General features: G+C 72.4%; 9 protein-coding genes and 1 pseudogene. 1 reads left to right on the forward strand and 9 read right to left on the reverse strand.

The window, feature by feature from the left end; all coding sequences use genetic code 11:
- Nucleotides 1-344: 344 nt before the first annotated feature.
- The 6 genes from ACF08W_RS24215 to ACF08W_RS24240 form a co-directional block, all read right to left on the reverse strand.
- A complete protein-coding gene (locus tag ACF08W_RS24215; RefSeq protein WP_392280505.1) occupies nucleotides 345-542 on the reverse strand; it encodes a hypothetical protein in 198 nt (65 codons plus the stop codon).
- Nucleotides 543-943: 401 nt separating this feature from the next.
- On the reverse strand, nucleotides 944-2,461 hold the full coding sequence (locus ACF08W_RS24220) for a methyltransferase (RefSeq protein WP_392280506.1): 1,518 nt from the start codon (nucleotides 2,459-2,461) through the stop codon (nucleotides 944-946).
- A gap of 105 nt (nucleotides 2,462-2,566) precedes the next feature.
- On the reverse strand, nucleotides 2,567-3,175 hold the full coding sequence (locus tag ACF08W_RS24225; RefSeq protein WP_385203553.1) for a small secreted protein: 609 nt from the start codon (nucleotides 3,173-3,175) through the stop codon (nucleotides 2,567-2,569).
- Nucleotides 3,176-3,592: 417 nt separating this feature from the next.
- The gene (locus ACF08W_RS24230) at nucleotides 3,593-5,980 is read right to left on the reverse strand and encodes a sodium-translocating pyrophosphatase (protein WP_392280507.1); all 2,388 of its coding nucleotides are present in this window, start codon (nucleotides 5,978-5,980) and stop codon (nucleotides 3,593-3,595) included.
- Nucleotides 5,981-6,289: 309 nt separating this feature from the next.
- The gene (locus ACF08W_RS24235) at nucleotides 6,290-6,763 is read right to left on the reverse strand and encodes an ATP-binding protein (RefSeq protein ID WP_392280508.1); all 474 of its coding nucleotides are present in this window, start codon (nucleotides 6,761-6,763) and stop codon (nucleotides 6,290-6,292) included.
- A 445-nt stretch (nucleotides 6,764-7,208) separates the two neighbouring features.
- Complete coding sequence (locus ACF08W_RS24240) at nucleotides 7,209-7,562, reverse strand: STAS domain-containing protein (RefSeq protein ID WP_003967428.1); 354 nt, start codon at nucleotides 7,560-7,562, stop codon at nucleotides 7,209-7,211.
- A gap of 78 nt (nucleotides 7,563-7,640) precedes the next feature.
- Between ACF08W_RS24240 and ACF08W_RS24245 the strand changes: the two genes are divergently transcribed.
- On the forward strand, nucleotides 7,641-10,253 hold the full coding sequence (locus tag ACF08W_RS24245; protein WP_392280509.1) for a DEAD/DEAH box helicase: 2,613 nt from the start codon (nucleotides 7,641-7,643) through the stop codon (nucleotides 10,251-10,253).
- Nucleotides 10,254-10,296: 43 nt separating this feature from the next.
- On the opposite strand, the pseudogene ACF08W_RS24250 reads toward ACF08W_RS24245, so the two are convergent.
- The 3 genes and pseudogenes from ACF08W_RS24250 to ACF08W_RS24260 all read right to left on the reverse strand — a co-directional run.
- Nucleotides 10,297-10,665: pseudogene (locus tag ACF08W_RS24250) on the reverse strand (Rv3654c family TadE-like protein); the annotation flags it as partial.
- Nucleotides 10,662-11,021, reverse strand: coding sequence for a TadE family type IV pilus minor pilin (locus tag ACF08W_RS24255; RefSeq protein WP_352275612.1), 360 nt, complete (start codon nucleotides 11,019-11,021; stop codon nucleotides 10,662-10,664). The gene ACF08W_RS24255 and the pseudogene ACF08W_RS24250, both read right to left, overlap by 4 nt.
- Nucleotides 11,008-11,208, reverse strand: coding sequence for a DUF4244 domain-containing protein (locus tag ACF08W_RS24260; protein WP_385203541.1), 201 nt, complete (start codon nucleotides 11,206-11,208; stop codon nucleotides 11,008-11,010). The genes ACF08W_RS24255 and ACF08W_RS24260 overlap by 14 nt, the downstream gene beginning before the upstream one ends.
- Nucleotides 11,209-11,216 lie beyond the last annotated feature (8 nt).

The following is an 11,216-nucleotide window of genomic DNA, read 5'->3' on the forward strand; positions in this document are numbered from 1 at the left end:
TGTGACGGTACAACCCGCCCCCGTGTCAAACGGCAAAAGCCCGCAACGGCCACTCGAACGGTAACCCGACTTCCGGCATTCCTGCCGCCCGGACCGCCCGATACGCCCGGTGCGCGGTCGCTGCCTGCGGGTTTCCGGGGGTGGTCCCGACGGTACGGGCACGGACGGCGGACCGGGTGCGGTCCGGGCGTGTTCCCCGCCCCGCCTCCCCGAAGCGCGGCCGCCGGGGGCCCTGCCGCGCATCGCCCCGTTCCAAGGTCCCGGCCCGGCCCCGGGAACGGCTCGGATCACGGCTGCGGGACCTCACGGCTGCGGATCACGGTTCCGGGACCACTGCTCCGGGCTCAGACCCGGGTGAAGCACCACACGCCGAGAACGAGAAGGAGGACGCCGAACACGGTGGCGAGAGCCGCCGAGGCGAGGGGACTCACGCCGTGCGCCACCGGCGCGCGGTGCAGTACGCGCGTCCCCGTCCACAGCAGCAGCGCGGCGCCGAACAGCGCGAACGCCGCTCCGGCGAGGACCGCGGGTCCGCTCTCCATACCCGTACGCCTTCCGGTGCCGGTCCGGCCGGGGCGGCCCCGGTCGGGAGGAGGCTGCCACCGCCGGGCGTCGTCGATGCGAACCCCGGGTGAATGGCCGGATCCGCCCGCCTCGCCCCGGCTTCTTCCCCGCCCCTTCTCCGTCCCGGTACCAGCTCTGTTCCAGCACCGGTGACAGCCCCCATCCGGAATCCGCGGGCGCCGGGACTCATCCGCGGCGGCGCACCCGAAAGCCCTGGTGGCGACGGACCCTCCCGCGCACGACGGCGTACGCCCGGACGGGAACGGAGCGCTCCGGCCGTACGCACCGGCGCACACCCGGACGGAGCCCCGCGGTTTCTCGGGACGCGGTGCACACCCGGGACGGGCCCCGCGACTCCCCGGCGCTACCGGAGCGCGCGTCAGCCCTCCATTGCGGGAACCGGCTCCAGGAACCCCTCCTCGACCAGCAGCCGGATCGCCTGCGGCGTCCGGTCGCGCAGCAGCACCGGGTCCTCGTTCATCAGCTGGGCGATCGCGTCCAGGATGCGGCCCGCGGGCAGCGTCCCGTCACAGACCCCGGCGAAGCCGGCACCGACCGCGTCGACCTTCGTCGCGCGCCGCATGCCGCGGTTCTGACGGAGCACCACATGCTCCGGGTCCTCCGCGCCGGGCAGCCCGACCTGCTCCTGCACCACTTCGGCGGCCAGGGTGAAATGCCCGGTCAGGAGCGCCGCGTCGTCCTGCTCGCGGAGGTAGTCCTGACGGGCGAAGTGCGCCTCGACGGCCGGGCCGAGCGGCTGCTCCACCGCGTGCGGCCACTCCTCGATCACGACGGACGGACGGCCGGCGGCGGCTGCGGCGGACTTGCGCAGCGTGATCCAGCCGAAGCCGACGCCCTTGGTCCTGCGGGCCTCGAACTCGTCCAGCCAGGCGTCGTACCGCGCGGCGTACTCCGCGGGGTCCGTGCGGTGGTCGCCGCTGTCGCGCAGCCACAGCTCCGCGTACTGGGTGACGTCCTGGACCTCGCGCTGCACGATCCAGGCGTCGCAGCCGTGCGGCACCCAGGAGCCCAGCCGGTGCTGCCACTCCTCGCCCTCGACGTGCTGCCAGTTGGCGAGGAAGTGGGCGTACCCCCCTTCGTTCAGCCGCTCGCCCGTCTGCTGCACCAGCGTCCGGCACAGGTCGTCCCCGCCCATCCCGCCGTCGCGGTAGGTGAGGCGGGCGCCGGGCGAGATGACGAACGGCGGGTTGGAGACGATCAGGTCGTACGTCGCGGAGCCGACCGGCTCGTACAGCGAGCCCTGGCGGAGCTCGGCCGGGGCGGCGCCGGACAGGGCGAGGGTCAGCCGGGTGAAGTCGAGCGCCCGCGGGTTGAGGTCGGTGGCCGTGACCCGGGTGGCGTGCTGCGCGGCGTGCAGCGCCTGGATGCCGGAGCCGGTACCGATGTCGAGCGCGGAGGCGACGGGTCTACGGACGGTGATCCCGGCGAGCGTGGTGGACGCCCCGCCGACGCCCAGGACCACGCCCTCCTCGTGCGAACCGATGCCGCCCGCGCCACCGACCGCGCAGCCCAGGTCGGAGACGATGTACCAGTCCTGCCCCTCGGGGCCGCCGTACGGCCGCACGTCGACCGTGGCCCGCACCTCGTCGCCCTCGTGGACCACCCAGCCGTCCTCGGCGCACTCCGCCAGCGGGAGCGCGGCGCGGGCCCGCTCGTACGGCACGGACCGCTGGAGCAGGAAGAGCCGCACCAGCGTGTCGAGCGGGGAGCCGCCCCGGGTGGCCCGGAGCGCCGGGACCGTCTCGCTGCGGGCGAGCGCGGCGTAGGCGGGCGCGCCGAGCAGGTCGAGGAGCCCGTCGGCGGTGAAGGCGGCGGCGAGCAGGGCTTCGCGGAGCCGGGGCGAACGGTCGGGCACGGGGAGGCTGGTCGTACTCACCCACCCATTGTGTCCGCTCCCACCGACAACGGCAGCGGCCCCGTGCCCGGACCACTCGCGCGGCCCGCCCGGCCGCCCCTCACACAGGGCGTCGCCGGCGCCGCGTCACGCCTTCTTGCTGGGCGCGGCGGGCTCGGACGGCTTGGTGTTCTCCGCCGGAGCCGAGGGCTTCGGCTTCTGGCAGCCCTTCTGCTTGGCCATCGCGGCGCCGACGTCGCCGGACTGGAGCTTCTTCAACGACTCGTCACCACTGCTGCTGATCTTGGTCAGTTCCTCGGCGATGCCCTTGAGCCCGTCGGCGAACGCCGCCTGGTCCTTCGTGTCCAGCGCGTCGACCTTCTTCTGCAGGTTCGCGTACGCCACGGAGGAGGCGTCGAGTTCCTTGACGGCCTCCTTGTGCGTGGTCTCGCCGTCCTCGACCGGCGGCGGACCGGCGGCGTCGACCGCCGCGCCCAGCGCCTTGTACGCCTGCGAGATCTGCTGGAAGGCGGCCGAGTCGGTCTTCTGGACGTCGGCGGGCTTGCTGTTGTCCGCGGTCTGCTGCTGGATGGCGGCGTTGGCGTTCGCGATCTTCTGGAGCTGCGGCTGGACCTTGTCGCAGACCTTCTTGGACCAGTCGTTCACCTTGGCGCTGTTGTCGTCGCCGCCGCACCCCGACAGCGTCAGTACCAGTACCGCGCCGCAGGACAGCGCGGCCGCAAGCTTCTTGTTCACCGGATCGGTCCCTTCCAAGACTCTCGGCCCCGGAACTTACACGGCGAGCACCCGCTACCCGGATGCCAGCTGTCCGATGGGTGACCTTTTGCAGCCATTTGCACCAAGGAGATCGAAGGAGATACAACTCACCCGCCCAGCCCTCGGAGCCCAGGAACGCATGCGCGCATCACCACCCGAACGGTTGATACCGCATCGCCGCCTTCTGCAGCGGACGCCCCATCAGCACCTGAGCCTGACAGGCATGTTGACCGGAGCCGGGACACCGAACACCGGGCGCAGGTCGTCGGGCACAGGGCGCAGGACACCGGTCGCCCGACCTCGACGACCGGCGCCCGGCCACCCGTCCCGGGTCACACGCCCCGGGTCATCCGCACCCGGGTCATCCGCACCCGAGGCATCCGTCTCCGGCCACGGTCACGCGTCCTCGGCGCCCACCGCGACCCCGCGCCGCTTGGACACGTACACCGCGCCGACGATGACCGCGACGGCGACCGCCGCCGCCACCGCGCGCACTCCGGCGCTCGCGTGCTGCCCGTAGCTGAACTGCACCACCGCCGGGGCGATGAGCAGGGCGACCAGGTTCATCACCTTGAGCAGCGGGTTGATCGCCGGGCCCGCCGTGTCCTTGAACGGGTCGCCCACCGTGTCGCCGATGACGGTCGCGGCATGGGCCTCGCTGCCCTTTCCGCCGTAATGGCCGTCCTCGACGAGCTTCTTCGCGTTGTCCCACGCGCCGCCGGAGTTGGCGAGGAAGACCGCCATCAGCGTGCCGACCCCGATGGCACCCGCGAGGTAGGACCCCAGCGCCCCCACCCCGAGCGTGAAGCCGACGGCGATCGGCGCCATGACGGCCAGCAGCCCGGGAGTGGCGAGCTCGCGCAGGGCGTCCTTGGTGCAGATGTCGACCACGCGCCCGTACTCCGGCTTCTCCGAGTAGTCCATGATCCCGGGATGCTCGCGAAACTGCCGCCGCACCTCGTACACCACGGCCCCCGCCGACCGCGACACCGCGCTGATCGCGAGCCCGGAGAAGAGGAAGACGACCGCCGCCCCGAGGATCAGGCCCACCAGGTTGTTGGGCTGCGAGATGTCCAGGCTGAGCGTCAGCTCCCCGGCCCGCGCCCCGACGTCGTCGACCGCGGTGGCGATCGCGTCGCGGTACGAGCCGAAGAGCGCCGACGCCGCCAGCACGGCGGTGGCGATGGCGATGCCCTTGGTGATGGCCTTGGTGGTGTTGCCGACGGCGTCCAGATCGGTCAGGACCTGCGCCCCGGCCCCCGTCACGTCGCCGGACATCTCGGCGATGCCCTGCGCGTTGTCCGAGACCGGGCCGAAGGTGTCCATGGCCACGATGACACCGACGGTGGTGAGCAGCCCGGTCCCCGCCAGGGCCACGGCGAAGAGCGCCAGCATGATCGACGTGCCGCCGAGCAGGAACGCCCCGTACACGCCCAGGCCGATCAGCAGCGCCGTGTAGACGGCGGACTCCAGCCCGATGGAGACACCGGCGAGGACGACGGTGGCCGGGCCGGTCAGCGAGGACTTCCCGATGTCCCGGACCGGGCGCCGGTCCGTCTCGGTGAAGTAGCCGGTCAGCTGCTGGATCAGGGCGGCCAGCACGATGCCGATGGCGACGGCGACCAGGGCGAAGATCCGCGGATCGCCGCTGTGCGACGTGATGGCACGGTCGGTGACACCGTCCAGATCCGCGTACGAGGACGGCAGATAGGAGAACGCGGCCACGGCCACCAGCGCCAGCGAGACCACCGCGGAGACGAAGAAACCGCGGTTGATCGCGGTCATCCCGCTGCGGTCGGCACGCCGGGGGGCGACCGCGAAGATCCCGATCATCGCCGTGATCACCCCGATCGCCGGAACGATCAGCGGGAAGGCCAGCCCGAAGTCCCCGAACGCCGCCTTGCCGAGGATGAGCGCGGCGACGAGCGTCACGGCGTACGACTCGAAGAGGTCGGCCGCCATCCCCGCACAGTCTCCGACGTTGTCGCCCACGTTGTCCGCGATGGTGGCCGCGTTGCGCGGGTCGTCCTCCGGGATGCCCTGCTCGACCTTGCCGACGAGGTCGGCCCCGACGTCCGCCGCCTTGGTGAAGATGCCACCGCCGACCCTCATGAACATGGCGATCAGTGCGGCGCCGAGGCCGAAGCCCTCCAGCACCTTCGGGGCGTCCGCGGCGTAGACGAGCACGACGCAGGACGCGCCGAGCAGACCGAGCCCGACAGTGATCATGCCGACCACGCCACCGGTACGAAATGCGATCTTCATTGCCCGGTGCGCGACGGTGGTGAGGTCCTTTTCCGGCTCGCCCTTCCCGGGAGTCGCCTCACGCGCAGCAGCCGCCACACGGACATTACTGCGTACGGCGAGCCTCATTCCGATGTATCCGGTGGCCGCCGAGAATGCAGCACCCACCAGGAAGAACAGCGAACGGCCCGCGCGCTGCGACCAGTTGTCGGCCGGAAGCAGCAGAAGCAGGAAGAAAACCACCACGGCAAAGAGACCGACCGTACGCAGTTGCCGGGCCAGATAGGCGTTCGCGCCCTCCTGGACGGCCGCGGCGATCGACTTCATGCGCTCGGTCCCCTCGCCGGCCGCCAGCACCTGCCGTACCAGCAGTCCGGCGACCACCAGGGCGACGAGGGCGACGGCCGCGACACCGACCACGATGGCCCGGTTGCCGTCGGTGAGAACCACGGCCGCCGCGGAAGCGGACCGGCCGGGGGGTGCTGAGAATGCGGATTCCTGCGCCAGTACGGCCAGTGGGGTGTTGAAGAACTCCGCCATACGTCCTCCTTGAAGCTCAGCGCTCAAGACGTGGACGAATTGTAGGGAGCGGGAGCCGATCAAAACAGCGTGCGGGTAAATGTCATTACCCGCGGCCGACCGGCCGATAAATGATCGCTTCTCGGTATCGACCCGAATGCAGTAATGGGGCAGGCACGTTCTCCGCAGATCATTGGTCCCGGACAAAGGAAAGAGGCCCTGCTCAGCAGGGCCTCGAAAATCGAGCGGCGATACCGGGACCGTGCCGGACCGCTCGAAGTTACGGCGGCGGCCCGGGTTATGCCGGCCCGGGGCTACGGCAGCAGACGGTTACGGCAACACCGGCGCGGGCGCCTTGGGCCAGCTCATACGGATCACTCCGCCGTTGGCCCCCGACAACACCTCCATGTCGTCGACGAGGCCGCTGATGACCGCGAGCCCCATCTCGTCCTCGCCGTCCGCCCCGCTCTCGCGATCCGGCTGGTCGAGCCCCGCCGGGCCTTCCGTGGCACCGTGCGCGCCGCCATCGGATTCGACGGAATCCGCCCCCGGCCCCGGCACCTCGTCGCCGACCTCGACGGAGAAGGACTTCTCCCCCTCGATCAGGGCGACGGAGACGGGTGTGGTGATGCCATGGGTGCGGTGCAGTCCGACCGCACGGCTGCATGCCTCGCCGACGGCGAGCCTGACCTCGTCGAGCACGGCCTCGTCGACCCCGGCCCGGCGCGCCATGGCGGCCGCCACGAGGCGGGCCGTCCTGACATGTTCGGGTTGGGCACTGAAGCGGAGTTCAACGGTGGCCATGCGATCCCCCTCAGACGTACGGGCGTGCATCCGGGCCCCGGGCGCACGGCCCGGCGTCCCTGTTCTTCTTCCGCGTTCCATCTTCCGGCACCGGCGGTGCCCCGGTCGCGTCGTCGCCCACCGGTCGGGGCGGGCCGTCGACCCACCGCCGGACCCGGCGGACGGCTGCCACGGCGGCGGGCGCCCCGGACGGCGGCCGAGAAGCGGTCTCACCGGACGACATCCGCCGAACACCTGAACGGCGGACCGCTGAACGGCGGACGGCGGGCAGCGCGCGGCAGCCGGTGGCCGGCAGTCGGCGACCGACGGGTCGGCAGCGGGCGGACCGGCGAGGGCCGCCCGGGCAGCATCTGCCCGGTCATCGGCGAACGCCTCACCGGCCGACTGGCCGACGTTCCTCCGAACGCCTCGCCCTCCGGCCGGTGGCCCGGCTGCGGACCGACGATCAGTCGGTGGCCGCCACGGCCTCGTCGACCGTGGTGTGGATCGGGAACACCTTGGTCAGACCGGTGATCCGGAAGATCTTGAGAATGCGCTCCTGGTTGCAGACCAGACGCAGCGAGCCCTCATGGGCCCGGACACGCTTCAGGCCACCCACGAGCACGCCGAGGCCGGTGGAGTCGAGGAAGTCGACGCCTTCCATGTCGACAACCAGGTGGTAGCTGCCGTCATTCACCAACTCCACCAACTGCTCGCGCAGCTTGGGCGCGGTATACACATCAATCTCGCCACCGACCTCGACGACCGTACGGTCGCCACCAGGGCCGGACACATTGCGAGTCGACAAGGACAGGTCCACGGATCCTCCAGCACCTTGCTATCGAGCGGTCGCCCCTCGGTCTCCCCGGCGGAGCCGGGGGACGGATCGCCAGCCGCGATGGCATTCAATCACTTACCAGCAGCCATGCACGACGCCTTGGGACCATTGTCCGTCACGCCAGTGACACACTCGGTGCCGATGGCCAAGAATCACCGCCCCGGTCGACCACCCGGGAACAGCGACCCCAGACCCTCTCCCGCCATGGTCCTCGACCGGCTCGCCGCCGTGGCGGGCCGATCCGCGCGCATCACTCATACGGAGCACTTGCCCCCGCGTACGGGAACCCATGCCATATGGCCCGATCGCATCCGGCCGGAAGTCGTCGCCGCGATCCAGCGGGCCGGAATCGAACACCCGTGGGTCCACCAGGCGGCCGCCGCCGAGCACGCCCTGGACGGCGAATCCGTCGTGATCGCCACCGGCACGGCCTCCGGCAAGTCGCTCGCCTATCTCGCCCCGGTCCTCAGCACCCTGCTCGACGGCTCCGAGGCGCCGAACGGCCGCGGCACGACCGCCCTGTACCTGGCCCCCACCAAGGCCCTGGCCGCCGATCAGCGGCGGGGGGTGAAGCAGCTCGCCGCCCCCCTCGGCAACGCCGTCCGGCCTGCGGTCTACGACGGCGACACCCCGGTCGAGGAACGCGAGTGGGTCCGGCAGTACGCCAACTACGTCCTGACCAATCCCGACATGCTGCACCGCGGGATACTCCCCGCCCATCCCCGCTGGTCCTCCTTCCTGCGCGCGCTGCGCTTCGTCGTGATCGACGAGTGCCACACCTACCGCGGCGTCTTCGGCTCCCACGTCGCCCAGGTGATACGCCGGCTCCGCCGCCTGTGCGCCCGCTACGGCGCCGATCCCGTCTTCCTCCTCGCCTCCGCCACCGCGGCCGAGCCCTCCGTGGCGGCGGGCCGCCTCACCGGTCTGCCGGTCCAGGAGGTGGCCGACGACTCCTCGCCCCGCGGCGAGATGGTCTTCGCCCTGTGGGAGCCGCCCCTGACCGAACTGAACGGCGAGCAGGGCGCCCCCGTCCGGCGCACCGCCACCGCCGAGACCGCGGACCTCCTCACCGACCTCACCGTCCAGGGCGTCCGTTCGGTCGCCTTCGTACGCTCCCGGCGCGGCGCCGAGCTGATCTCCGTCATCGCGAAGGAACGTCTCGCCGAGGTGGACCGCTCCCTGCCGGACCGGGTCGCCGCCTACCGGGGCGGCTACCTCCCCGAGGAGCGCCGGGCCCTGGAGCGCGCCCTGCACTCCGGGCAGCTGCTCGGGCTGGCCGCCACCACCGCCCTCGAACTCGGCATCGACGTCTCCGGCCTGGACGCCGTCGTCATCGCGGGGTACCCCGGAACCAGGGCGTCGCTGTGGCAGCAGGCGGGCCGCGCGGGGCGCTCCGGCGGGGGCGCGCTGGCCGTCCTGGTGGCCCGTGACGACCCGCTGGACACCTTCCTCGTCCACCACCCCGAGGCGCTGTTCCAGCAGCCCGTGGAGTCCACCGTCCTCGATCCCGACAATCCGTACGTCCTCGCCCCCCATCTGTGCGCCGCCGCGTCGGAGCTTCCGCTCACCGGGCCCGACCTGGAACTCTTCGGCCCGGCCGCCTCCGGGCTGCTGCCGCAACTGGAGGCCGCGAAGCTGCTGCGGAAGCGGGCGTCGGGCTGGCACTGGACCCGACGCGAGCGCGCCGCCGACCTCACCGACATCCGTGGCGGGGGCGGCCGCCCCGTCCAGATCGTCGAGGAGGGCACCGGCCGGCTGCTGGGCACCGTCGACGAATCGGACGCGCACGCCTCCGTCCACGAGGGCGCCGTCCACCTCCACCAGGGCCGCACCTACCTGGTCCGGAAGCTCGACCTGGAGGACGCGGTGGCCCTGGTGGAGGAGGCCGCCCCGCCGTACTCGACCACGGCGCGCGACACCACCTCCATCGCGGTCCTGGAGACCGACGCCGAGATCCCGTGGGGTGACGGGCGGCTCTGCTACGGCTCCGTGGAGGTCACCAGCCAGGTCGTCTCCTTCCTGCGGCGCAGACTGCTCACCGGAGAGGTCCTCGGCGAGACCAAGCTGGACCTGCCGCCCCGCACCCTGCGCACCCGGGCCGTCTGGTGGACGGTCACCGAGGACCAGCTCGACGCCGCCCGGATCAATCCGGAGATCCTCGGCGGCGCCCTGCACGCCGCCGAGCACGCCTCGATCGGGATGCTGCCGCTCTTCGCCACCTGCGACCGGTGGGACATCGGCGGCGTCTCCGTACCGCTGCACCCCGACACCCTGCTGCCCACGGTCTTCGTGTACGACGGCCACCCGGGCGGTGCCGGGTTCGCCGAGCGGGCCTTCCACACCGCCCGTGCCTGGCTGACCGCGACCCGCCAGGCGATCGCCTCCTGCGAGTGCGAGGCGGGCTGCCCGTCCTGCGTCCAGTCCCCCAAATGCGGCAACGGCAACGAACCGCTGCACAAACGCGGCGCCGTACGCCTGCTCACCGAACTCCTGCGGTCCGCTCCCCCGGACCCCGCGAACCCGGAAGCGGTCCGGCCCGCGCCGGCGGCCCCGGAGCACCGGGACGAGCCGCCGGAGGGCCGACGGACCCCGGAGTGCCAGGAGCAGCCGCCGGAGGACCGGCGGACCCAGGAACGCCAGGTCCAGCCGCCGGAGGACCGGCCCGGGACCTGACCTCCGGCCCGTACCGGCCGAAGGCGACCCGGGCCGTCACATCGGCGATCTCCCCGCTCACCGAACACCGGACCACCGTCGCTCCCTGCGCCGCGGCCACCCGCCCGGCGGCCGCGCACGCCTCCTCGGGGCCGCGCAGGGCACGGTCGGCCGCGGCCAGGGCCGCCAGGTCCGCCGCACCGCCCGCCCGGTGCCGGACGACCACCACCTGCCCGAGGGCCAGCACCACCGCGAACACCGCGCACAGCGTGGCCGCCGTCATCGCCACCCACACCGTGGCCAGGCCCCGGTCCCCGCACGACCGGGCCGAAACCGCCGTACGGAGCCGGGCCAGGGCCGCGGTGCCCGCCCGTACGGGGACGGCCGCCCGCCCCCGTACGCCCTGTTCGCTCCGTCCACCCGTCGGAGTCATGGCGCCGCCCCCACCGTGTCCTCGGCCAGTGCGACCGCCTCCGCGTGCAGCGTCAGGGCCAGCGGGCCCGGACCGGGGGTGGACGCCGCCACGCGCACCCGCCACAGCTCCCCGGTCCGCTCCAGCGCGACGTCCGCCCCTCCGGGGGCCGCCGAGCGGGCCGCCTCCAGCACCTGCGGCTCCGGCTCGGACCGGGCCGCCGCCCTCGCCCCGGCCCGTGCCGCGTCCACGCACCGGATCTGGGCGGAGGCGGCCACCAGCGCCCAGACCAGCGTCATCGCGAACACCACCAGCACCGGAATCGCCATGGCCGCCTCCGCCGTCACCGCCCCCCGGTCGTTCTCAGAACTTCGCATCGAGCGCTTCCTTCACCAGCGACTGCAACGCGGTCATGACCGGCTGGCTGGTGACCACCTTGTAGAGAACCGCCGCGAAGGCACAGGCCGCGATGGTTCCCACCGCGTATTCGGATGTCGTCATTCCGTCGTCCGACCGGCCCCGGCGCGCCATGCCCCGTACCCAGTTCCTGATTCGCCGCATCATTACAAACC

Origin of the sequence: Streptomyces sp. NPDC015144, from assembly GCF_043079735.1 — a bacterium.
Lineage (GTDB): Bacteria > Actinomycetota > Actinomycetes > Streptomycetales > Streptomycetaceae > Streptomyces.

Excerpts from the sequence above, each read along its gene's own strand:
- ACF08W_RS24245 (WP_392280509.1), top strand. The coding sequence starts at position 7,641 with ATGGCATTCAATCACTTACCAGCAGCCATGCACGACGCCTTGGGACCA.
- ACF08W_RS24235 (WP_392280508.1), bottom strand. The coding sequence starts at position 6,763 with ATGGCCACCGTTGAACTCCGCTTCAGTGCCCAACCCGAACATGTCAGG.
- ACF08W_RS24215 (WP_392280505.1), bottom strand. The coding sequence starts at position 542 with ATGGAGAGCGGACCCGCGGTCCTCGCCGGAGCGGCGTTCGCGCTGTTC.
- ACF08W_RS24255 (WP_352275612.1), bottom strand. The coding sequence starts at position 11,021 with ATGCGAAGTTCTGAGAACGACCGGGGGGCGGTGACGGCGGAGGCGGCC.
- ACF08W_RS24230 (WP_392280507.1), bottom strand. The coding sequence starts at position 5,980 with ATGGCGGAGTTCTTCAACACCCCACTGGCCGTACTGGCGCAGGAATCC.
- ACF08W_RS24260 (WP_385203541.1), bottom strand. The coding sequence starts at position 11,208 with ATGATGCGGCGAATCAGGAACTGGGTACGGGGCATGGCGCGCCGGGGC.